The sequence below is a fragment of the Micromonospora sp. DT44 genome, assembly GCF_049841635.1.
In the GTDB taxonomy this organism is placed as follows: Bacteria; Actinomycetota; Actinomycetes; order Mycobacteriales; family Micromonosporaceae; genus Micromonospora.
In genome coordinates, this window is sequence record NZ_JBNCKS010000011.1 from 84,542 (window position 1) to 108,130 (window position 23,589).

Sequence of the window (23,589 nt, forward strand, 5' to 3'; positions counted from 1 at the left end):
CGCCTTGTGCTCGGCGGTCGATGCACCCTGCGCTCGTCGCGTCTTCGCCCGGTCGGGAACGGAGACCCATGGACGATCACGCCGCTGGCTCCCATCGCCACCTGTCCCGTCGATCACTGATCGCCACCGGAGCGCTCGCCGCCGGAGCGTTGGGCGCGTCCGCCCCCACGCTCGGGAGCGCCTTCGGAGGCAGCCCCGCGCAGGCCGCCGCCGGAGTGGCCAGGAAGGTCACCATCTACGCCGAGCAGTTGCCCGGCGGACTGTACGGCTACGGCCTCGCACCCGGCCAGGCCACCGTGCCCGGGCCGGTGCTGGAGATCTACGAGGGTGACACCCTGGAGATCACCCTGGTCAACACCACCGACCAGCGGCTGTCCATCCACCCGCACGGTGTGGACTACAGCACCGACTCGGACGGTAGTCCGTTCAACGACTCCTTCAACGACCCCGGCGAGACACGGACGTACGTGTGGCGCTCGCACGAGATGGTCGCCGCGTCGGGTCGCCGGTACATGCCCGGCAGCGCCGGCTACTGGCACTACCACGACCACGCGATGGGCACCGACCACGGCACGGCCGGAGTCGCGAAGGGACTGTACGGCGCGCTGATCGTCCGCCGTCGGGGCGACATCCTGCCGGAGAAGCAGTTCACGGTCGTGTTCCACGACATGACGATCAACAACCGGATGGCCCCGAACACGCCGATGTTCGAGGCGAACCTGGGTCAGCGGGTGGAGTGGCTCGCCATCGGGCACGGCAACCTGTTCCACACCTTCCACCTGCACGCCCACCGCTGGGCGGACAACCGCACCGGAATGCTCGAAGGGCCGGCCGACCCGAGCCTGGTCGTCGACAACAAGGACCTCAACCCGGGCAGCTCGTTCGGGTTCCAGGTGCTGGCCGGGGAGGGCGTCGGGCCCGGCGCGTGGATGTACCACTGCCACGTGCAGAACCACTCCGACGGCGGCATGGCCGGGATCTTCCTGGTGCGCAACGCCGACGGCAGCATGCCCCCCGGCGCCGAGGAGGCGATCCACCGGTTCCAGGGCCACACCCACACGCACGGAAGCTGACCGAAAGGTGGGGACGGGGATGAGAAGAGACCTACGACGAGCCCTCGCCGCGATAGCGGCCTTCACCACGCTGATCCCGGCCACGACCACGGCATCGGCGGCGGCAGCCGCGCCGCGAGCGGCGACCGCGGCGCCAGCGCCGACGCAGCAGAGCGGCACGGCCGTGCTCGTGTTCCACGGGCCGGTGGCCGAACAGCAGGACCCGGTGGCACGCGCGGTGGACACCATCCGACAACTTGCGGCCAGTCATGACATCGATGTCATGGCCACCACGGATCCGAGTGTGTTCACTCCGACCAAGCTGTCCGCGTACCGCAGCGTGGTGTTCCTCTCCGCGACGGGCGCCGCGCTCAACCGCGACCAGGAGTCGGCGCTGCAGGCCTACATGAAGGCCGGCGGCGGCTTCGTCGGCATCGCCGACGCCGCCCGCGCGCAGGTCGACTCGACCTGGTTCACCGGTCTGATCGGCACCCGCCCGGCCGGCGCGATCCCGGTGGCCGAGCCGGTGGCCCGGGTGACCGCCAGCGGCGAGAACCCGCCCACCGAGACCAAGGAGAAGCTGACCGACGGCGACGCCAACACGAAGTGGCTGGTCCGCACGCCCACGGCCTGGGTGACCTACGAGCTGGCCGCGCCGAAGAGGATCACCGGGTACGCGCTGACGTCGGCCAACGACTTCGTCGGGCGGGACCCGAAGGACTGGACCCTGCAGGGCTCCACGGACGGCCAGAGCTGGACCGACCTGGACCAACGCACCAACCAGACGTTCGCCGAACGGTTCCAGACCCGCCGGTTCGACATCGGCTCGCCGCAGGAGTTCAGCCGCTACCGGCTGAACATCACCGCCAACAGCGGTGAGCCGCTGATCCAGCTCGCCGACCTGCGCCTGTTCACCGGCACGGCCACCGCGCCGCCGCCGACCCCCGTGAACCGGGCGGTGGTCGACATCCTGGACCGCAAACACCCGGCCACCGCGTCGCTGCCGCTGACCCTCACCCGGTCGGACCGCTGGGACAACTGGGAGACGAACCCGATCGGCGCGGTGCACACCCTCGCCCAGGTCGAGGAACGCCACTACGACCCGGGTCCGGGCGCGAACGGCCCGTTCCACCCGGTGTCCTGGTGCCGGGACTACGACGGCGGGCGGTCGTTCTACACCGGCATGGGCCACACCGAGGGCAGCTACGGCGAGGAGGCGTTCCGCGCGCACCTGACCGGGGCGTTGAACTGGACCACCGGCCGCGTACGCGGTGACTGCCAGGCGACGATCGCCGCGAACTACAAGGTCGAGCGGCTGACCGCCGCGAACCAGACCGGGCAGCACGACCAGATCGGCGAGCCGCACGGACTCACCATCGCGCCCGACGGCACCGTCTTCTACGTCGGCAAGGCGGCCTGCCCGAGCGGCCCGATCGCGGACTGGAACGATGAGAAGGTCGGCCTGGGCTGCGGCACCATCCACTCCTTCGACCCGCGCAGCAAGCAGGTCAAACTGCTCACCACCCTGAGGGTGATGGGCAACCGGGGCAGCGGCTCGGAGTTGGTCAAGAACGAGGAGGGTCTGCTCGGCATCGTGCCGGACCCGAAGTTCGCCGAGAACGGCTGGCTCTACGTCTACTGGATGCCACACGAGTCGATCGACCGGGTGAAACGGATCGGGCAGCGCACCGTCTCCCGGTTCACCTACGACCGGACGACCCAGACGATCGACCAGGGCACCCGCAAGGACCTGTTGCAGTTCCCGGTGCAGATCCACAGCTGCTGCCACGCGGGTGGCGGCATGGCGTTCGACGCCAAGGGCAACCTCTACGTCGGCTCCGGCGACAACAACTCGTCCGAGGGGTCGCAGGGCTACTCCGGCAACAACTGGACCGAGGAGTACCAGGGGATCTCGTTCCAGGACGCCCGCCGTACCTCGGGTAACACCAACGACCTCGCCGGAAAGATCATCCGGATCCACCCGGAGGCGGATGGCACGTACACCATCCCGCAGGGCAACCTCTTCCCGCCGGGCACCGAGAAGACCCGGCCGGAGATCTACGTGATGGGCGTGCGCAACATCGCCCGCCTCCAGATCGACCCGGTGCACCAGTGGCTGACCGCCGGTTGGGTCGGCCCGGACGCCTCGTCGCCCAGCCCCACCCTCGGTCCGGCGAAGTATGAGACGGCCACCATCATCACCTCGGCCGGCAACCAGGGCTGGCCGTACTGCATGGGTAACCGGCAGCCGTACCGGGACCGCAGCAACACCGACGCCAGCGTGCTGACCGGCTGGTACGACTGCGACAACCTGAAGAACACCTCGCCGCGCAACACCGGACTGGAGGACATTCCGGCGGCCCGGGACAACATGATTTGGTACTCGCCGGACGGCGGCGGCCCGGTCTTCCCGAAGCGGACCGACGGCAGCGGCCTCCCGACCTATGTCGCGGCCGACGCCACCTACACGCAGCCGTACCTGCGCGGCGGCGGGCAGGCCATCATGTCCGGCCCCACCTACCACCGGAGCCTCGTCGACACCGCCAGCGGCGTCGCGTGGCCGGAACACTGGGACGGCAAGTGGTTGATCGGCGACCAGTCGAACCCGGTCAACCGGGTCGCGGTCACCGTCGACGAGGCCGGCGTGCCGCAGGCCGCCCCACCGGTGTACGCCGAGTCGCTGCGGGCCATCATCCCCAGCGGCAACGGCGACAACCGGTTGCAGAGCTGGATGGACGCCAAGTTCGGCCCGGACGGCGCGCTCTACCTGCTCGACTACGGAGGCGGCTTCTTCAGCCTGCACCCCAACCAGAAGCTGATCCGGGTCACCTACACCGGTGGCGCCCCCACCCCGGCGCCCGCCGCGACCTCGGTGGCCGTGCAGAACAAGCCGCTGACGATCGCCTTCACCGGCTCGAAGTCCGGCGGCGTGAGCCACCGGTGGGAGTTCGGCGACGGCGGCACCTCGACCGAGGCGGACCCCCGACACACGTACGCCAAGGTGGGCACCTACACCGCGAAGCTCACCATCACGTACGCCGACGGCGAGACGGCCACCGTACGGACCACCGTCACGGTCGGCTGCGCGGTGCCCGACGCCCGGGCCACGGTCTGGCTCGGCGACACCGACACCGGCGTGCCCAGCCGGACGGTCGGCCAGGGCTGCACGATCAACGACCTCATCGACGACGAGAGCACCTGGCCCGACCACAACGCCTTCGTCCGGCACGTCACCACGGTGACGCGCGGGTTGCAGGACGACGGCCTGCTCAACGCACGTGAGGCGGGCACGCTCACCCGCCTGGCCGCCGCCTCCGACATCGGCCGGGACGGTCGCACCGGGTACGAGCCGCTCTACGACGGCACGGCGGAGTCGCTGCGCGGTTGGGAACAGGCCCCGACGGGCTCGTTCAGCATCCAGCCGGACGGGGCGCTGCGCTCCAGCGGCGGCCTCGGCATGCTCTGGAACACGAGGGAGCTGGGCGACTTCTCGCTGAAGGTGCAGTTCAAGGACATCGCGCCGGGCACCAACCGGGCCAACACCGGTGTCTTCATCCGCTTCCCGGACCTGCGGGTGCCGCTGGACCAGCGGCCAGAGGGCAGCTGCGGCACCATCGGGTCGGCCCGGACCTCGACCGCCTGGATGGCGATCTACTGCGGACACGAGATCCAGATCTACGACGGCGAGAGCGGCGAGCCGCAGAAGACCGGCTCGGTCTACAACTTCGACCCGGTGCCGCTCGCCCAGGCCGGCGTCACCCCGAAGAACGTGTGGAACGACTACGAGATCCGCGTGGTCGGGCAGCACTACACGATGATCCGTAACGGCGTGGTGATCAACGAGTTCGACAACACGCCGGGCAAGCAGTCCTCCCGGGCCGGCGACCCGCCGACCGACCTGCGGCAGTTCCTGCGCGGCTTCATCGGCCTGCAGAACCACGGTGACAACGACCTGACCGAGTTCCGCAACATCCGCGTGCGCGAGCTCTAGGAGAGACGATGATCCGACGACTCACGGCCGCGCTGGCGGCGGTCCTGCTCACGGTCGCTCCGTTGGCCGCGCCACCCGCCTCCGCCGCGCCGCGCGCCGCCGCCGCGGACCAGGTGCTGACCTGGACCGCCGACGACAACATCACCCGCTACAAGTCCGTGCCCACCACCGCGGTGGCCGGCGCGACGACGATCATCTGGGAGAACAGCGCGGCCACCGGCAACACCACCGGAATGCCGCACACGCTGACCTTCGACACGTCCACCGAGGGCTACAACCACGACGTCACCCTCAACATCCTGGCCAGTCCCTTCGACGCCAACAACGGCCGCCACGAGGCGACCGTCACGCTGACGCCGGGCCGCTACCGCTACTTCTGCTCGATTCCCGGCCACAGCCAGATGGTCGGCGAGCTGGTGGTCACCGACGGCGGGGAAGGGGGCGACACCACGCCACCGACCGTCACCGCCGCCGTGTCCGGTGACCGCGACGGCGACGGCAACTACGTGGGCGCGGCGACGGTCACCGTCACGGCCACCGACGCGGGTTCCGGTGTGGACACGGTCGAATACCAGGTCGACGACACCAGCTTCCAGCCGTACACCGCGCCGGTGCGCATCGACGCGGTCGGCGACCACTCGGTCCAGTTCCGCGCCACCGACCAGGCCGGCAACACCAGCACGGTCGGCACGGTGTCGTTCCGGGTCGTCGAGCCGACCGAGGAGGACACCACCGCGCCGGTGGTCACGGCCGCGCTGACCGGCGACCGCGACGGCGACGGCAACTACCTCGGTACGGCCACCGCCACGCTGACCGCCACCGACGCCGGGTCGGGGGTCGCCACCATCGAGTACGCCCTCGACGGGGCCGCCTTCACGGCGTACACGAGCCCGGTCGTGGTGACCGCCACCGGGATGCACATGCTGCACTACCGGGCCACCGACGTCGCCGGTAACACCTCGGCCGAGCAGATGGCCCACTTCACCGTCGTCGCGCCGCCCGCCGAGGACACCACCCCACCCACCGTGACGGCCACGGTGGCCGGCGACCGGAACGGCGACGGCGCGTACGTCGGCGGCGCGACCGTGACCGTCACGGCCACCGACGCCGACTCGGGCGTGGCGCGGACCGAGTACGCCCTCGACAGCGGCGCGTGGACCGCGTACACCACCCCGGTCGTCGTCCGCGCCGTCGGGGCGCACACCCTGCGCTACCGGGCCACGGACACCGCCGGAAACATCGCTGCCGAGCAGTCGGCGACGTTCACCGTGGTGGCCGACGGCACCGACGCCTGCCCCGCCTCCGACACGCGGGACACGGTGGTCATCGACGGCGTCGACACGGCAGTGGCGAACGTCGACACCGGCGACGGCTGCACGATCAACGATCTGATCGACGAACACGCCGACTACCCCGGCCACGCCGACTTCGTCCGGCACGTCGAGGCGGTCACCACCGCCCTCGTCGCCGCCGGGACGCTCAGCAAGCGCCAGCAGGGCGCCATCGTCCGGGCCGCGGCCCGATCGGACGTCGGCGCATGAGCCCCCGCATCTCATCCAGAGGGAGAACCACGATGCCCGGACGTACCGTCGCCAAGCTGGCCACCGTGAGCGCCGTCATCGCCGCCTCGGTGCTGGCCGTGGCGCCCACCGCCCACGCCGACCTGGTCACCCACTGCATCGGCACCGGCGGTGCGGTGACCGTGCCCAACGACCTGCTCGTCCCGGCCGGTGAGTCCTGCGCGCTGACCGGCACCACGATCACCGGCAACGTCACCGTCGCCGCCGGCGCCAACCTGGTGGTCACCGGCGGCCGGGTCAGCGGAGAGGTACGGATCGCCGCCGACGGCTACCTCGACGCCACCGAGACGACCGTCGACGGCCAGGTCGTGCTGGCCGCCGGGGGCTACGGCGTCTTCCTGTCCGACGCCCGGACCGGCGCGTTGACCGTCCGGCCGAAGGGCTCGGCGACCATCGACAGCTTCCTGTTCGCCGAGGCGTCGACGATCGGCGGGAACGTCACCGTCGGCGCCGGTGAGGTACGGCTCGACGGGGGCACCGAGGTGACGCGCAACGTCAGCAGCACCGGCACGTACTACACCGACGTGCACGACTCGTTCGTCGACGGCACCCTGTCGGTGCTCAACAGCGCCACCGGCAGTGTCGTGTGCGGCAGCGCCGTCCGGGGCAGGGCCACCTTCGCCGGCAACCTCGGCGGCGTCCAGCTCGGCCCGAACGGAACCCTGGACAGTTGCGCCTCCGGCGGCTACTGGGGTGCGGACGTCAGCGTCACCAACACCACCGGTGGCGTCACCGTCGACGACAACATCATCAACGGCCAGTTGACGGTGACGGGCAACGACCCGGCCGCGCAGGTGGCGGCGAACAACCGCATCCGGGGCGGCGTGACGGGCGACCAGGCCGCGCCGACCGCCAACCGGGCGGCCCGGATGACCGCTGCCGACCGGGAGGACGCGGGCGACGAGCGGGCCGAGGTCCGTCGTACCTCAGCAGTGCGGGAGGCCGCCGAGGCGGGCGCGGCGAAGCTCTAACTGATCGATATGACGGTGGCCGGTCACCCCAGGCGATCGGCCACCGCCGTCGTACCGGGTCCGACTCGTCGCGGCGGCGCGCGGCGTGTGAGGGGTTATGAGACGGTGGGCAGGCCGGTAGCGTGGAATGGCACGGCGGCCTGGGCGTCGACGGTACGTCCCGTGCTACGAGGAGGTCCGGGATGGATTCCTTGCCGGAGTTGACTTTCGGGCAGCGGTTGAAGATCTATCGGGAGCGGTCCGGGAAGACCCGTGCGGTGCTCGGTGGGTTGGTGGGGCGTAGCGCAGAGTGGGTCAAGGCAGTGGAGACCGACCGCATCCTGCCGCCGCGCATTCACATGCTGGATCGCATCGCGCGTGCTCTCAAGGTCGAGGTGTCTGCCTTGGCCGGTGAGTTGAGCGCCCGATCTGCGGCGGTCAACGGTCCGGAGCACCCGGCGCTGGCGTCGGTCCGGGACGCCGTGAACCGCTTCGCAATTGCCGACGAGACTTCCCCGGAGTCGTTGAGGAGCCTGAGAGAGCGGCTTGCATTGGCCTGGCGGGCACGCCATCAGGCATCTGATCACCGCACGGTGCTGGGCGGGTTGTTGCCGGGGCTGCTGCGCGACGTGCAGCGTGCTGCGTTGGCGTTTGAGGGTGCTGAGCGTCGGCGGGCTCAGGCACTGTTGGCGGAGACTCTCGGGCTGACACAGATGTTCCTTGCCTATCAACCCGCTGCGGAGTTGTTGTGGCGGGTTGCGGACCGCGCGATGGTGGCAGCGCAGGAGTCCGGCGATCCGGAGGCGGTGGCGTGCGCGGGATGGTTCCTGTGCCAGGTGCATCGGGATGCCGGTGACTGGGACACCGCGATGGCGGTGACCCTGGATCTCCTGTCGGCGCTGGAGCCGGGCGCGGCCGATGGGAACACGAACTTGTTGGCGCTGTGGGGTGCATTGAACTTCGAGGCTGCCTACACCGCCGCCCGTGCTGGTGAGGAGGGTCGGGCGTGGCGGTACTGGGATCGTGCGGATCGGGTGGCGCAGCGCCTGCCGCCGGGCTTCTATCAGCCACAGACGTCGTTTTCGCAGATCATCATGGGTGCTCACGCGGTGACGGTGGCGGTGGAGTTGCAGAAGTCCGGTGAAGCGGTGCGCCAGGCGCGCCGTCATGATTCCGCGGCGATCCCGTCGAGGCCGCGTCGGGCACGCCATCTCATCGAGGTCGCGCGGGCGCACTACGGCAAGGACGACAAGGAAGCGGCCGTGGTGGCCCTGCGGCAGGCCTATGAGTCGGCCCCGGAGACGATCCGCTTCAACGGGTACGCCCGGCAGATCACCGTGGACTTGCTCGACGGCCCGCGCTCCACTCGTGACGACGCCCGTGACCTTGCGATCAAGGTCGGGCTGCTCTCGTGATCCAGGGGTAGGAACCTTACCCATCCGGCTCTGCAACGCACCGTAGCTTCTTGTTCACGGGATGCGGCGGGCGGTGCGGGTATCGCGTGGTCGCCGCGTCCCTCTCAGCTTCGGGGCAGGGAGCCGTCCTCGTGCTCGAACGAGGGAGGGTCCGTGCGGCGCGTTTCGTATGAGGAATACCTCTCGGCCACCGCACTGACTCTCGCCCGCCGGCATCGGCCGGTGTGGTCATGGCGACTCTGGCGACGGGTCTGCCGTTGTGGAGCGAACCTGCCCTGCCGTGCCCGGCACCGGATTCCAATAAGTCGTGGCCACTGGCCGCAGGAAGGTGAGCGATGAGCCACGGGCAGTGGAGGGCGATCAGCGCGGTGCACGCCCGAGGGCTGGACGCGAGGTGCGCCGGTTACCGGCGTGGTGGTCGCGGCTCACGCCGTACCCGTGCTGGCAGATCGAACGGGCGACCAGCCGGCAGGCACGGTCCCTGACGGCGGCGCTGCTCCGAGGCCGCGTGTGACCACGCATGGCCCGGTGCTGCCGATTTGGAGTTGCGGCGGCTGCGACGCGCCTTGGCCCTGCCGCACGCGGCAGCGCGAGCTACACGCCGAGTTCGATGACGCTCCGATATCCCTGGCCCTCTACCTGAGTGCCCAGCTGGTGCGGGCCTCGGAGGACCTGACCTGGGTGCCGGCGGGTGCGCTGCACCGACGCTTCCTCGGCTGGCTCCGATGAGCATCGGGCGACGAGAAGTTCCGGTTGCTGAGCCGTCCACCGGAGACCTCGTGGCAGGTCGATCGCTGGCCCGCGAGGAACCGCGGGCCAGCTCAGATCGACGACCGCTCTAGAAATTACCGGCGGAGTTGCACTTCACTTTCTGGTCTAGGCAGTTGCGGACCCTTGCGGCCAGCGCCTCGTCCTTCCAGGCGTTGAAGAAGTCCGCGTGCATCGAGAACGAGGTGCCGGACGCGAGGGTGATGCCGTCCGTTTTCGCGCTCAACGGGTACGAGATCACGAAGGATACCGACGGGACGGGCACCGGGTGGCTCTTCGGGCAGGCGCCGGTGTGGTCGCCGTTGGCCATGTGCGCCTTGTGGTCGGGGCTGTCCAGGTGCTTGCCGTCCCAGCAGTCCGGGAAGGTGATCTGGCGGACGACGTGCGCGGTCTTGGCGCAGACCGGGAAGGTCTTGTCGGCGCTGCGGCCGACCTCGCCGCCGATGCCGGCGCACCAGAAGTGGTTGCCCTGCTTGTCCGGGGTGTCCACCTGGTTCTTGGCATTGCCGGTGATCATCCGCAGACCGAACGGGAAGGGCTGGGTCTTGCTCGGGTCCTTCAGGCGGGATCCGTAGTAGACGGTCACCTCGGTCGGGTCGACGACCTTGCCGTTCTGGTACATGGTTGGCACCCAGTAGGCCGACTGGTCGTCCGGCGAGTTGCAGGTGGTCGCCTTCGACGCCCGCAGCGACTCCGCCGTCGAGTTGGCGTCGGTCGATTTGTTGCCCCAGAAGGCGTGGTTGTGCGAGGCGCCGACCAGCTTGGGCAGGACGATCGGGTCGTCACTGTTGTGGTGGCTGACCGTGCAGCCGACGTTGAACTCGGCAACCTTCACCGGGTTGCCGGTCACCGGCTTCGGCTTGCGCGCGAAGAACGCCCTCGTCGCGGCGGCCTGCGCGGCGGCGTCGATGGTGATCCAGCCACCCGATGTGGTCGGCGCAGCGGCGCCCGTGGACGAGGTGCCCGGCTTGGCTGGAGTGGACGGGCTGGTCGAGGTGCCCGGGGCGCTCGGCGTGGTCGTCGCGTCGCCCGCCGGGGCGGTCGGCGTCGCGGGCCCGGACGAGCCGATGCCGGTGTCGCTGGACGGGCCGGACGCGCCGGGCGTGCCCGGAGCCTCCTTGCATCCGCCGGCGAACGCCAGCCCCACCACAAGCAGGGCGGTCAGGGCATGACGGTGTCGAGGGGTGGGTCGCAGATATGTCAACGGGGGTGCACCTTCCTTCCGAGAAGAAAGAGTACGAGTCGCCCCCTGCGCCGATCCGGTCGCGCCGATTAAATATGCCTTAAATATCGCTCCGGGATTGCCCGGTCAGCTCTGCGCGACGGTCGGTCCTGTTGATTCGATATCGATTCTCGAAAAAAACGTAATCGCCGACTCCGCCGGCAGTCCGTCCCCCGTCGCGCTGGTGCCGGTGATGTCGCCAGCATCCCACGGGGTCGTCCGCGCCGGTGCCCGTCGGCCAGACCACGTGTCGCGACACATGCCGGGACCCGGGTCGTGTCCGTATCGGAGAGCGGCTGCGCTTCCGGGTCGGCGTACCCCCGATGGTGCGGCAGTCGCAGGTAAGAGGAAATCAAGCGGTCGTACACCGACCCCTCTTAGTCTTCGAAAGGTCGATGGGTCGACCGTCACCGGAGCGCGACTGCGGGAGTTGGCCTCGTCGCCCCGTTGTCACCATTAATCACGGAGTAGTTGAAACCCGCCATGCCCGCGACCAGAAAAACCAGAACCGCGCCACGTCGTCCCGAGCAGGCGTGGTCCCGCCGTCTCGAGCCGTCCGGCTTCGACGATTTTGCAGCCGCGGAGTACGGGAAGTTGTTCGGGTCTTTCACGGTCGACGCCGACGGAACGGTCGCGGTGGCGGAACTCGTCGGCCGGCTGCGCGACGCAGGCATCTCGGAGACGGACCCGCGCCTGGTCGAGGTGCGGTCCGCCACCAGCGGCGACGGTCCGGCCCGCATCGACATGTCCCGCTTCATCGCATGGTGCAGGACGGGTGGCGGTGTCATCGAGAGGTCCCTTCGCGGAGACCTCGTCATTCCGGACTTCGCCGCGTTGCGGACGGAGATCTTCTCGATCTACGAGGGCCTCCGGGGTGTGGACGAGGGGCAGGTCGCCGATTACATCCCGCAGCTCGGCCGCGTCGATCCGGAGAACTTCGGGATCGCGTTGTGCACCACCGACGGCCAGCGCTTCGCCGTGGGGGACGCGGAGACCCCGTTCTGCGTCCAGTCGGTCTGCAAGCCGATCAACTATTGTCTGGCGCTGGAGCAGCACGGTGCCGAACAGGTCCACCGGCACGTGGGGCGGGAACCCAGCGGTCGCGGGTTCAACGAGCTGACATTGAACAACGAAGGCCTCCCGCACAACCCGATGATCAATTCGGGGGCGATCATGTGCTGCTCGCTGCTGCGCCCGAGATGGGAGATGGCCGACCGTTTCGACCACGTCGCCGAAACGTGGCGCAGCTTGGCCGGCGGCGGGACGGTCGGCTTCAACAATGCCGTCTATCTCTCGGAACGGCGTACGGCGGATCGGAATTTCGCTCTCGGGTACTTCATGCGCGAGCACCGGGCCTTTCCGGACGGCACCGACCTCACCGAGACGTTGGAATTCTACTTCCAGTGCTGTTCGATCGAAGTCGACGCGCGGTCGCTGTCGGTCGTTGCCGCCTCGCTCGCCAACGGCGGTGTCAACCCCCTCACCCGGGAGCGGATCTTCTCCGCTGATACCGCACGCAAGTGTCTGTCCCTGATGTCGTCGTGCGGGATGTACGACTACTCGGGGGAGTTCGCCTTCACGATCGGTCTGCCGGCGAAGAGCGGTGTCTCCGGTGGACTCATGATCGTGGTTCCCGGCGTGATGGGCGTGTGCGTCTGGTCGCCCCGCCTCGACGCGCTCGGCAACTCCGTCCGGGGAGTCGCGTTCTGCAAGGAACTCATCAACCGGTTCAACTTCCACGTCTACGACTCGTTGGCCGCCGGGGAGGACTCCGGCAAACGCGACCCGCGACGTGGCAGGAACGAGGACGAGGTGGCGTCGACCACGCGGTTGCTGTGGGCCGCCAGTCACGGCGATCTGGAGTACGTCCGGCTGGCGCTGGCCGCGGGGAAGGATCCGAACTCCGCCGACTACGACCGGCGGACGGCGCTGCACCTGGCCGCCTCCGACGGGAACCTCGACGTGGTCCGGTACCTCCTGGACCGGGGGGCCGATCCAACTCTGCGGGACCGCTGGGGAGGAACCGCGCTCTCCGATGCCGAACGCGGAGCACATGACAACGTTGTCGCTCTGCTGACGTCGACGCTGGGCGAGGGCCCGGCGTCAGCCACCCTCGTGCGAACCGACGCGCCGCTCCCGGCGGTCTGAACCGTCCGTTCCACCGATCACGATTTCGTGGGCCATCCGGCCCGATCACAGGAGAAGAGACCCATGGCGTACAAGGCTGAATACATCTGGATCGACGGCACCGCGCCGACCGCGAAGCTCCGGTCGAAGACGAAGATCATCGAGGACGGCGTCACGCCGGGCACGTGGGGTTTCGACGGCTCCAGCACCAATCAGGCCGAGGGCAGCAGCTCCGACCGCGTCCTCGAGCCGGTCGCCACCTACGCCGACCCCATCCGCGGCGGGGCGCACCTGCTGGTGCTCTGCGAGGTGTTCAACACCGACGGCACCCCGCACGAGTCCAACACGCGGGCGCTGCTGCGCCCGGTGGCCGAGCAGTTCGCCGCCCAGGAGTCGCTGTTCGGCATCGAGCAGGAGTACACGTTCTTCAAGGGCTCCCGCCCGCTGGGCTTCCCGGACGGCGGCTACCCGGCTCCGCAGGGTGGCTACTACTGCGGCGTCGGCGCGGACGAGATCTACGGCCGCGCCGTGGTCGAGAAGCACCTGGACAACTGCCTCGCCGCAGGGCTGTCCCTCTCCGGCATCAACGCCGAGGTCATGCCCGGCCAGTGGGAGTTCCAGGTCGGTCCGCTGTCCCCGCTGGAGGTCGCCGACCAGTTGTGGATCGCCCGCTGGCTCCTGCACCGCACGGCCGAGGACTTCGGCATCTCCGCGACCCTGGAGCCCAAGCCCGCGCGGGGTGACTGGAACGGCGCCGGGGCGCACACCAACTTCTCGACGCGCGCCATGCGGGAGAACTATTCGGCGATCATCGAGGCCTGCGAGGCGCTCGGCCGGGGCGACAAGCCCGCCGAGCACATCCGCAACTATGGGGCCGGCGTCGAGGCCCGCCTGACCGGCGCGCACGAGACGGCGCCCTGGAACGAGTACAGCTACGGCGTCTCCGACCGCGGTGCTTCCGTCCGCATTCCGTGGCAGGTGGAGATCGACAAGAAGGGCTACATCGAGGATCGCCGGCCCAACGCCAACGTCGACCCGTACACCGTCACCCGCCTCATCGTCGACACCTGCTGCAGCGCCCTGGAGGCCGCCGACCTCGTGTGAGGTACGCGGACCACGGTCCACGAACGACATTCATCACGCCGCAGTGCTGCGGCAGCTACCACGACATGGAGTGCATCTCGATGCCAGACGGCTTCGACGCGGGAGATACCGCATTCGTTCTGATCAGTGCCGCGTTGGTCATGCTGATGACCCCGGGCCTGGCGTTCTTCTACGGCGGCATGGTTCGCGTGAAGAGCGTTCTCAACATGCTGCTGATGAGTTTCATCAGCCTGGGCATCGTCAGCGTGCTCTGGGTGGCCTACGGATACTCGCTCGCCTTCGGCGAGGACGTCGGTGGACGCGGACTCGTCGGCGACCTGGGCAACGTGGGCCTGAGCGGAATCTCGGACACCACGTTGACGGGCAGCATTCCGGTGCTCGCGTTCGCGGTCTTCCAGATGATGTTCGCCGTCATCACGCCGGCGCTGATCAGCGGGGCGATCGCCGACCGTGCCAGGTTCGGCGCATGGATGCTGTTCGTCGCGCTCTGGGTGACCGTGGTGTATTTCCCGGTGGCCCACTGGGTGTGGCAGGCCGACGGCTGGATCTTCAAGCTCGGCGTGAAGGACTTCGCCGGAGGCACGGCGGTCCACATCAACGCCGGCATGGCCGCCCTCGGCGCGCTCCTCGTCCTCGGCAACCGGGTCGGCTTCCGGCGTGAGTCGATGCGGGCGCACAGCCTGCCGCTCGTGATGCTCGGTTCCGGCCTGCTGTGGTTCGGGTGGTTCGGGTTCAACGCCGGATCGGCCCTCGCCGCCAATGGCACCGCCAGCGTCGCCTTCATGAACACCCAGGTGGCGGCCGGTGCCGGCATGATCGGATGGCTCGTCTGGGAGCGCGTACGCAAGGGTGGCTCCACCTCTCTGGGCGCCGCGTCGGGCGCGGTCGCCGGCCTGGTGGCCATCACCCCCGCCTGCGCGGTCGTGAACACCTGGGGTGCGATCGCCATCGGTGTCATCGCCGGTGTCGTCTGCGCCTGGGCCGTCGGCCTCAAGGACCGCTTCGGCTACGACGACTCGCTGGACGTCGTGGCGGTTCACGCGGTCGGTGGTTTCGTCGGCACGCTGCTCATCGGAGTGTTTGACACCACCGACGGCCTCGTCGCCGGCGCCGGTGCCGGGCAACTGGGGAAGCAGGCGGTCGGCGCCTTCGCCGTCGCCGCCTATTCGGTGGCGCTGACCTGGCTGCTCGTCAAGATCATTGATGTGACGATCGGCTTCCGGGTGCCGCGATCGGACGAGGTCGCCGGCATCGACCAGGTCCTGCACGCGGAGAGCGCCTACGACTTCGACGTGAGCAAGGGGCGGACCGACCCGGTCGGCTCGACCGGCGGCCGGGCGCAGGACAGGACCGGCCAGAATCCGATCATGGACGTCGTCAACGGCCCGTACGCCCGCTGACCGACTGCGACGGACATCGCCGTGGTCCGGACCGGGAGGGGTGCGCCAACCCTCCCGGTCTGCTGGCGTACGGTCCGCGCGTCGACGGGAGCCGTCGCACTGGCCGCCGTCGCGTGGACGACGCTAGGATCTGACGCTGACGTCAGAGGTAAGTTTGTCGGCGTCACCACGTGAGGGGAGGGGCCGTGCGGATCGGAGAACTCGCCACCAGCACGGGAGTGTCGGTGCGCGCCCTGCGTTACTACGAGGAGCAGTCGCTGCTGATCCCCGAGCGCAGCGGCGGCGGCCAGCGCCAGTACGGCGATAAAGCGGTCGACCGCGTCCAGCTCATCCAGACGCTGTACGGCGCGGGTCTGTCCAGCCGGACGATCCTGGATCTGCTGCCCTGCGTCGACGCGCAGGTCAACACCCCGCAGTCCCGTGCCCTGCTGAACGCCGAACGGGACCGGATCACCCACCAGATCGACCAGCTCGTCCAGGTCCGCGATCGGCTCGACGCGGTGATCAGCGCCAGCGAGGATCCGGCCGGCGGCTGCGGCTACGCCGACGAGACCCCGCGATAGTCGCCCGTGGGCCCGTGCTGTCGCACGGTCGTGGGCGGGGCGCCGGGGGTGAGGTCGGGGATGCCGTAGAGCTGGTCGAGGACCTGGATCGCGGCCCCGGCGGCGATCACGTCCGCGCCGAGGCTGGACAGGGTCACGGTCGGGGCGAGCCAGTCCGCACGCCGCACGTCGGTACGGACGGCCAGCTCCACGGCTGCGCGGTAGACCTCGGCGTGGCGCAGCAGATCCGCGCCGGCGAGGACCACGTGGGCGAGGTCGAGAGTCTGGAGCAGGTTGACGACGCCGATCGCCAGGACCCGGGCGGCCCGCGGGACGTCCCCCGCCTCGGTGGCACGGAGGTGGACGACCTCCAGGCAGCCGTGGCGTCCGCAGACGCAGACGGGCCCGTCCAGGTCGACGACCGTGTGGCCGAACTCGCCGGCGTTGGTGTGCGCCCCCCGATGGGCCGCGCCGCCCAGCCAGAAACCGCCCCCGATGCCGGATTCGACCATGATGAGCGCCGCGTCGCCGAACGTGGCGCCGTGCCGCCACGCCTCGGCGGTGACACCGGCGGTCACGTCCTTGTCCAGGTGCACCGGCAGGCGGAGGCGTGCCTCGGCCAGTTCGCGCAGCGGTACGTCGTGCCAGTGCCGTAGGCCGTGCGCGTCCCGGACCAGCCCGTTGGCGTGGTCCAGGGGGCCGATCATGCCGAGGCCCACGCCCGTCAGCCGGTTCCGTAGCGCGGGGTCCGCGGTGATCGTCCCGATGCCGACGCACAGGGCGTCGAGGAGCTGTTCCGGGGTGAAGTCCGCGGGCAGCGGTCTGACCGTCGAGTGGCGCACGGCGCCGGCCAGATCGACCAGGACCAGTCGCAGCGTGCGCCGGGCGACGTGCGCGCCGATCGCGTACCGGCTGTCCGGGACCAGCTCATAGACGACCGCGGGTTTGCCGATGCCCAGGCGGCGGACACCGGCGGGGCGGATCAGGCCGTCGGCGCTCAGGCGCGCGATGACCTTGGAGACGGCTTGCGGGGTCAGGCCGGTGGCGGCGACGACCGTCGACCGTTCGAACGTCCGTGCCGTACGCCCCACGGCCAGCACCTGCGCCTGGTTGTAGCCGCGCAGGAACGTCACGTCCGCTGTGGTACGCGTCATCTCGCCACTCTATTACGCAACGCTGTTGCTAAATTCGCTCGGTGAACGCACTGAGCAGAGGTCAACGGCTCGCGGCGCTCGCCGCCCTGGCACTGGGCGGCGTGGCGGTCGGCCTGACGGAGTTCGTGGCGATGGGCCTGCTCCCCGAGATGGCACGCGACCTGCTCGCCCAGGACTACGCGCGATCCTCGTCGGACGCCGTCGCGCGGGCCGGATGGATGATCACGGCGTACGCGCTGGGCGTCGTCGTGGGCGCTCCCCTGATCGCCGCGCTCAGCGCCCGCCTGCCCCGCCGCAAGCTCGTGCTCGGACTGCTCGTCCTCTTCGTCGTCGGCACGATCGCCTCGGCGACCGCCCCGAACTTCGAGCTGGTGCTGGTCGCGCGGTTCGTCGCCGCGCTGCCGCACGGTGCGTACTTCGGCGCGGCCGGCCTGCTCGCCGCGACCCTGATGGGTCCCGGCAACGAGGCGCGGGGCTTCGCCACCGTGCTCGGTGGCCTGACCGTGAGCAACGTGGTGGGCGTACCGCTGAGCACCCGGCTCGGGCAGGCGGCCGGCTGGCGTACGGCGTACCTGGTCATCGCCGGTGTCTTCCTGCTCACGCTGCTGGCCGTGCTGGCGGTCGTGCCGGAGGTCGCCGCGGCGGCGGACGGCTCGCCGGCGGCCGAGCTGCGGTCCCTGCGGACCTCGCAGGTCTGGCTGGTCGCGGCGACCGGGGCGATCGGCTTCGCCGGATTCTTCGCGGTCGACTCGTACATCGCGCCGGTCACCACCGACGTCGCCGGACTCTCCGCCGCGACGGTGCCGTGGGTGCTGGTCGCGGTGGGCCTCGGCATGACCGTCGGCAACGCCCTGGGCGGCTGGCTCGCCGACCGGGACCTGCGTCGCAGCCAGCTGATCGGCTTCGTGGCGATGATCGCCAGCATCGGCGTGTTCAGTCTCGTCGCGTCGCACCCGGTGGGTCTCTTCGTGGGCGCGTTCCTGGTCGGCGCGACGAGTCTCTACCTCGGTCCGGTCCTGCAGGCACGCCTCATCACGGTCGCTCCCGGCGCCCAGTTGATGGGCGCGGCGGTCAACCAGTCCGCCATGAACATCGCGAACAGCCTGGGCGCGGCGCTGGGCAGCGTCGGCATCGCCGCCGGGCTCGGCTACCTCGCGCCGGCCCGGGTGGGCCTGGTCCTGGCGGTCGTCGGGCTGGGCCTGGGAATCGTCAGCTACGCGGGGCGTCGTCGGGACCGGGAGCTGGCCGCCGTGGCGGGCTGACCGTCGCCGGCGTCGGTCAGGTGACGGACGAGGCGAGGAGGTCGCCGACGGCCGCGCGGACCGGATCGGGATTCGCCCAGGACCAGTTCGGGTGGGCCCGGTTCGTGAGCAGGGCGAGAACCAGTTTGCGGCCCGGGTCGACCAGCAGCGAGGGACCGGCGAACCCGGTGTGGCCGAAGGCGCGACCCGACGCGAGCCGGCCCATGAACCACTGCTGGTTGAGCACGACGCCGAGACCGTGGGCGGCCGTACGGTAGGGACGCTCCGGGTCGACGGCCGGCTTGCCCGCGTTGTGGTTGGTGAGCATCCGGCGCACGGTGCCGGCGGCGAGGACCCGTCGGCCCTGGTAGGTGCCACCGTCGAGGAGCATCTGGCCGATGGCCGCGAGATCGCTGGCGCTGGCGAACACCCCTGCGTGACCGGCGACGCCCCCGAGGTTGTTGGCGACGTCGTCGTGCACGATGCCGCGCAGGAGGCCGCGCGACGACCGGGCGTCGGTGGCGACCATTCGGGCCGCCCTCTCGCTGGCCGACAGCCAGGTCGTGGGGGTGAAGCCGGTGTCGCGCAGGCCGAGTGGGCCGGTGAGGTTCGCCTTGAGCGCCTGGTCGAGGCGTTGCCCGGTGACCTTCTCGACGATCTTGCCGGCGACCATGACGCCGACGCTGGAGTAGCGGAACGTGTCCCCGGGCACGGCGCCCGAGACGAGCGGGGTGGCGAGGACCGCGTTCCACCGGGCGGCGTTGTCCGGCAGGCCGGTCACCTTGGCGCCGACCGGGAGGCCGCTGGTGTGGGTGAGCAGCATCTCGACGGTGACGCGGTCCTTGCCCGTGCCGGTGAATCCCGGCAGGTAGTCGCGTACCGGGGCGCCCAGGTCGACACGGCCCCTGTCCTCCTGCTGCAGCAGGAGGATGGCGGTGTAGACCTTGGTGACCGAGGCGAGGTCGAAGATGGAGTCCGGGCGCATGGCGACCCGGCTCTTCGCCGCGAGCAGTTTCGGGCCGGCCGAGTAGCGCAGGGCCTCCCCGACCGCTGTGTGCACGGTCGTCTTCCCGTTGACCAGCACGAGGGCGACCGCACCAGGAAAGCCGTGGTGCGTGACGGTCTGCGCCGAGGCGGGCAGGTGTCGCCGCAGCAACGCGGTCACGTCCGCGGCGTACCGGGCCTGGTTGCCCGGCGCGCCCGCGCCGGCCGTGAGGGAGACGCTCGGCGTACCCGACGAAGGGGTCGTGGGCTTCCCGGCCGCGCCGAATCCCACCCTGTTCCCCGCCGCGTCGGTGGCCGTCACCGGGCCGCCCGGGTCGGCCCCACCCGCCGACTCGCCGCCGCTGTCGCCGCAGCCGGTGAGAGCGGAGGTCGCAGCGGCCAGGCCAACCCCGAGCAGGGTACGACGGGCGACGGGCATGCCGGTGATGTTGACAGATCCGAATCGGGTGCGCCAAGTCCAATCAGCCGGACGCTGACCTCGTCCAGCGTTCTGGCCGGTTTCCGACACCCGTGTGGGCCGTACGGGCAACTGACACTGCCTGTGCAACCATCGTCAGGCATCCTGTCGAACGGCCGGCGCCGCCGGTCTGTCCGTGCGGCAGACCCGGGGGAGGGTGCCCTGCCTCGTACTCCTTTGGAGAGCACCATGTCCCTCTCCCCGGTTCGGGTCTTCGCCGCGTTGAACGCCGTGCGACCTCCCGAGCAGCCAACTCCGGTCCTGGGCAAGGCGGTGGTGGCCGGCGGCAGCGTCGCCGGCCTGCTGGCCGCCCGGGTCCTGTCCGACCACGCCGAGAGCGTGATCCTCATCGACCGGGACGACCCGCAGGTCAGCGGCGCGCGGCCCGGCGTGCCCCAGGGCACTCAACTGCACGCGCTGCTGCCCGGCGGTCTTCTGCAACTGGAGCAGTTGTTCCCCGGGTTCCGCCAGCAGGCGCTGGCCCACGGCGCGGTCGAGGCGCCACCCGCCACCCGACGCAGCTACCTCGACGGTCGACGCAAGGTGGTCGTACCCGACGACGACGACAGCCTCGCCGGCAGTCGACCGCTGCTGGAGGGGCTGATCCGCCAGCAGGTGCTCCGACTCCCCAACGTCAAGACCGTCACCGCCCGCGCCACCGGGCTCGTGATCGAGGGCGACGCGGTCACCGGTGTGCGCTGCGAGGTCAACGGGGTGGCCGGCGTCGAGGGCGGCGACCTGGTGGTGGACGCCATGGGCCGGTCCAGCCGGCTCTCCGACTGGCTGGAACAGGCCGGCTGGGAGCGTCCCGCCACCCGCCGGATGCCGGTGCACCTCAACTACGCGACCGCGCTGTTCCGACGCACGGACCAGGCCCCTCAGACCCGCGTCGTGATGGCCCTGCACACCCCACGGACCATGACGGACGTCGCCGGCGCCGCCGTCTTCGCCATCGAGGACGGCCGCTGGATGGCCATGATGGCCGGCTACGGCGACGACCGGCCCGGACGCACCGCGCAGGACTTCGTCCGGCGGCTGCGCGAGCAGTTCCCGCCCGAGTTCGGCGAGGTCGCCGACCAGGAGATGCTCGGTGACGTGCAGACCTACCACCACGCCGACAGCCGGCGTCGGGACTTCCACGCGTTGCGGCGCTTCCCGGCCCGGCTCGTCAGCGTGGGCGACGCCGTCGCGTCGTTCAACCCGGTGTATGGGCAGGGGATGACGGCAGCGGCCCTGCACGCGGCCTGCCTGTCGGCGTACCTCCGCCCCGGCCCCGACCTGAGCGTGCCGGCCCGCCACTTCCTCGACCTGCAGAAGGTCGTGGTCGACGCCGCGTGGTCGACGTCGACCTCCGCCGACCTGGCGCTGCCGCACGTCGACGGCCCCTACCCGCGCGGCTACCGGATCACCAGCTGGGCGAGCCGGCAAATCCTCACGGCGACCGTGACGGACGTGGCGATCGCACGCCGGTTCAACGAGGTCGTCTCCATGCGCCAGCACCCGCTGTCGCTGGCCAACCTCGGCGTGATCCTGGGCGCCGTGCGCGCCAACCGTCGGGCGGGCTGACGGAGGGACCCCGTCGCCCGTCCGGCGTCCGACGGGCGGCGGGGTCGCCAACTACTGCGCGGCTGACCGCAGGATGTCGACGACGAAGCGGTGGTCGTCCAACTGCGGAAGCCCGGAGACGCCGATCCAGCCCACCACGCCGGTGCCGCGCACCCGCAGCGGCAGCGCGCCACCGGCGGCGGCGTACCGGGAGGCCGGCAGCCCGTAGCGCTCGGTCAGCGTCACGTTCTTGTCCTGGCAGAGCCGGGCCATGTAGAGCGACGAGTGCTCGAACCGCATCACCACCCGGCCCTTGCGGCGCAGCCAGGCGTCGTTGTCCTGGGTGGAGCCGGGCAGGCCACAGTGGAACAGCTGACGCCCGGCCCGCCACACGCCCACCGCGACCGGCAGCGCCCGCTCGCTCGCGGCGGCCACGGCGCGCATGCCCAGCTCGTACGCGTCCGTCTCGGACAGGCCGGTACGTTCCAGCTCCGCCTCCTCGCGGAGCAGCTCGTCCAGGGTCGGCCAGGAATCGTGGTCGGATGGCATGGGTTTCTCCTCGTCGTTCACCAGGCGCACGGCGCGTAGTCCTTCAGGAAGCAGCCGTACAGGTCCTCGCCCTGCTCGCCGCGGACGATCGGGTCGTACACCCGGGCCGCGCCGTCGACCAGGTCCAGCGGGGCGTGGAACCCCTCGTCGGCCAGGCGCATCTTCGTCGGGTGCGGCCGCTCGTCGGTGATCCAACCCGTGTCGACGCTGGTCATCAGGATGCCGTCGGTCAGCATCTCCTGGGCGCTGGTGCGGGTCAGCATGTTCAACGCGGCCTTGGCCATGTTGGTGTGCGGGTGCCCCGGCCCCTTGTAGCCGCGACCGAACTGACCCTCCATCGCCGAGACGTTCACCACGTACTTGCGGCGGGCCGGCGCGGCGGCCATCGCCGGACGTAGCCGGCTGACCAGCACGAACGGCGCGGTCACGTTGCACAACTGCACTTCCAGCAGCTCGACCGGGTCGACCTCCTGCACCCGCTGCACCCAGCTGTTGACCGGGTCGAGGTCCGGCACGAGACCGCCGGCGTCGATGGCGGTGGACGCCGCGATCCGCTCTGGCGAGGCGGAACGACTGGTCAACGCCAGTGCGGTGAGCGCGTGCGGGGTGAGGGCCGGCGACTCCGAGCCGGTGGTGAGCGCGCCACCCGCGCCGGCCGGCTTGGTGAACGTGATCAGCTCCGGCAGGGGACCGTCCGGCAGGGCCGCGGCCTCCGCGGCGACGAGCTGGGCGTACGCCCCGGGCGAGCGGCGGACCGTCTGCGCCGCGTTGTTGATCAGGATGTCGAGGGGGCCCTGGCTGCTGACCGAGTCGGCGAGGGCGATCACCTGCGCCGGGTCGCGCAGGTCGATGCCGACGATCCGCAGGCGTTGCAGCCAGTCCGCGCTGTCGGGCATCGCGGCGAACCGGCGGACCGCGTCGTGCGGGAACCGGGTCGTCACCGTCGTGTGCGCGCCGTCGCGCAGCAGCCGCAGCGCGATGTACATGCCGATCTTCGCGCGCCCGCCGGTGAGCAGGGCGCGCCGGCCGGTCAGGTCGGTACGGGCGTCCCGGCGCTCCCGGTTCAGCGCGGCGCAGGACGGGCAGAGCTGGTGGTAGAAGGCGTCCACCTCGCGGTAGCGCTGCTTGCAGATGTAGCAGCCGCGCGGGTTGTGCAGGAGCCCCGCCGTCGTGCCGGTGGTGGGGGAGGCGAGGGGGATGCCCTGGGTCTCGTCGTCGATCCGACCCGGGGCGCCGGTGGCCGTGGCCTCCGTCACCGCACGGTCGGCCGCCAGGATGGCGTCGCGCCGCTCCTCACGTCGCCGCTGCTTGATCACCTTGTAGAGCCGTGCGGTGGCCCGCTGCACCCGCACCACGTCGGGGTGGTCGGGAGGAAGGGCCTCCAACGCCTCGAAGACGCTCAGGCAGGTCTCCAGCCGGTTCCGGTCGATGCCGCCCTGAGCGTTGTCGGGAATGTTGTCCACCGTCATGCGTCGTTGTCTCGTCCC

General features: G+C 70.4%; 15 protein-coding genes and 1 pseudogene. 11 read left to right on the top strand and 5 right to left on the bottom strand.

Annotated features, from left to right (window positions below; translation table 11 throughout):
* The first annotated feature begins 68 nt into the window (after positions 1-68).
* From ACLQ25_RS08890 to ACLQ25_RS08910, 5 genes and pseudogenes are all read left to right on the top strand, one after another.
* On the top strand, positions 69-1,073 hold the full coding sequence (locus ACLQ25_RS08890; RefSeq protein WP_425730418.1) for a multicopper oxidase domain-containing protein: 1,005 nt from the start codon (positions 69-71) through the stop codon (positions 1,071-1,073).
* A 19-nt stretch (positions 1,074-1,092) separates the two neighbouring features.
* Entirely contained in the window at positions 1,093-5,043 is a 3,951-nt protein-coding gene (locus tag ACLQ25_RS08895) for a ThuA domain-containing protein (RefSeq protein ID WP_425730419.1), read from the top strand.
* Positions 5,044-5,051: 8 nt separating this feature from the next.
* Positions 5,052-6,380, top strand: a pseudogene (locus ACLQ25_RS08900) (OmpL47-type beta-barrel domain-containing protein); the annotation flags it as partial.
* 236 nt (positions 6,381-6,616) lie between these two features.
* Positions 6,617-7,594 (top strand): hypothetical protein, encoded by a 978-nt coding sequence (locus ACLQ25_RS08905; RefSeq protein ID WP_425730420.1) that lies wholly within the window; start codon positions 6,617-6,619, stop codon positions 7,592-7,594.
* A 182-nt stretch (positions 7,595-7,776) separates the two neighbouring features.
* Positions 7,777-8,988 (top strand): helix-turn-helix domain-containing protein, encoded by a 1,212-nt coding sequence (locus ACLQ25_RS08910; RefSeq protein WP_425730421.1) that lies wholly within the window; start codon positions 7,777-7,779, stop codon positions 8,986-8,988.
* Positions 8,989-9,826: 838 nt separating this feature from the next.
* Here the strand turns inward: ACLQ25_RS08910 and ACLQ25_RS08915 are convergent.
* Positions 9,827-10,960 carry a DUF1996 domain-containing protein gene (locus ACLQ25_RS08915; RefSeq protein ID WP_425730422.1) on the bottom strand — a complete coding sequence of 378 codons (1,134 nt, stop codon included), beginning with the start codon at positions 10,958-10,960 and terminating at the stop codon, positions 9,827-9,829.
* Positions 10,961-11,572: 612 nt separating this feature from the next.
* Here ACLQ25_RS08915 and glsA point away from each other — a divergent pair.
* The 4 genes from glsA to ACLQ25_RS08935 all read left to right on the top strand — a co-directional run bounded on the left by glsA (position 11,573) and on the right by ACLQ25_RS08935 (position 16,172).
* The gene (gene glsA / locus ACLQ25_RS08920) at positions 11,573-13,126 is read left to right on the top strand and encodes a glutaminase A (RefSeq protein WP_425730423.1); all 1,554 of its coding nucleotides are present in this window, start codon (positions 11,573-11,575) and stop codon (positions 13,124-13,126) included.
* A 63-nt stretch (positions 13,127-13,189) separates the two neighbouring features.
* Entirely contained in the window at positions 13,190-14,209 is a 1,020-nt protein-coding gene (gene glnII / locus ACLQ25_RS08925; RefSeq protein WP_425730424.1) for a glutamine synthetase, read from the top strand.
* A gap of 80 nt (positions 14,210-14,289) precedes the next feature.
* Positions 14,290-15,609: an ammonium transporter gene (locus ACLQ25_RS08930; RefSeq protein ID WP_425730425.1), complete on the top strand. Its 1,320-nt coding sequence runs from the start codon at positions 14,290-14,292 to the stop codon at positions 15,607-15,609.
* 185 nt (positions 15,610-15,794) lie between these two features.
* Entirely contained in the window at positions 15,795-16,172 is a 378-nt protein-coding gene (locus ACLQ25_RS08935; RefSeq protein WP_425730426.1) for a MerR family transcriptional regulator, read from the top strand.
* On the opposite strand, the gene ACLQ25_RS08940 is transcribed toward ACLQ25_RS08935, so the two are convergent.
* A complete protein-coding gene (locus ACLQ25_RS08940) occupies positions 16,148-17,305 on the bottom strand; it encodes an ROK family protein (protein WP_425730427.1) in 1,158 nt (385 codons plus the stop codon). The two genes, ACLQ25_RS08935 and ACLQ25_RS08940, sit on opposite strands and share 25 nt — an antisense overlap.
* A gap of 41 nt (positions 17,306-17,346) precedes the next feature.
* Here ACLQ25_RS08940 and ACLQ25_RS08945 point away from each other — a divergent pair, with 41 nt between their 5' ends.
* On the top strand, positions 17,347-18,567 hold the full coding sequence (locus ACLQ25_RS08945) for an MFS transporter (protein ID WP_425730428.1): 1,221 nt from the start codon (positions 17,347-17,349) through the stop codon (positions 18,565-18,567).
* Positions 18,568-18,583: 16 nt separating this feature from the next.
* Here ACLQ25_RS08945 and ACLQ25_RS08950 read toward each other — a convergent pair whose 3' ends face one another.
* Entirely contained in the window at positions 18,584-19,969 is a 1,386-nt protein-coding gene (locus ACLQ25_RS08950) for a serine hydrolase domain-containing protein (RefSeq protein ID WP_425730429.1), read from the bottom strand.
* Positions 19,970-20,197: 228 nt separating this feature from the next.
* Here ACLQ25_RS08950 and ACLQ25_RS08955 point away from each other — a divergent pair, with 228 nt between their 5' ends.
* On the top strand, positions 20,198-21,574 hold the full coding sequence (locus ACLQ25_RS08955; RefSeq protein ID WP_425730430.1) for an FAD-dependent oxidoreductase: 1,377 nt from the start codon (positions 20,198-20,200) through the stop codon (positions 21,572-21,574).
* Positions 21,575-21,625: 51 nt separating this feature from the next.
* On the opposite strand, the gene ACLQ25_RS08960 is transcribed toward ACLQ25_RS08955, so the two are convergent.
* Positions 21,626-22,102 (bottom strand): heme-degrading domain-containing protein, encoded by a 477-nt coding sequence (locus tag ACLQ25_RS08960; RefSeq protein ID WP_425730431.1) that lies wholly within the window; start codon positions 22,100-22,102, stop codon positions 21,626-21,628.
* Positions 22,103-22,119: 17 nt separating this feature from the next.
* Positions 22,120-23,571 (bottom strand): SDR family NAD(P)-dependent oxidoreductase, encoded by a 1,452-nt coding sequence (locus ACLQ25_RS08965; RefSeq protein WP_425730432.1) that lies wholly within the window; start codon positions 23,569-23,571, stop codon positions 22,120-22,122.
* Between the last annotated feature and the right edge of the window lie 18 nt (positions 23,572-23,589).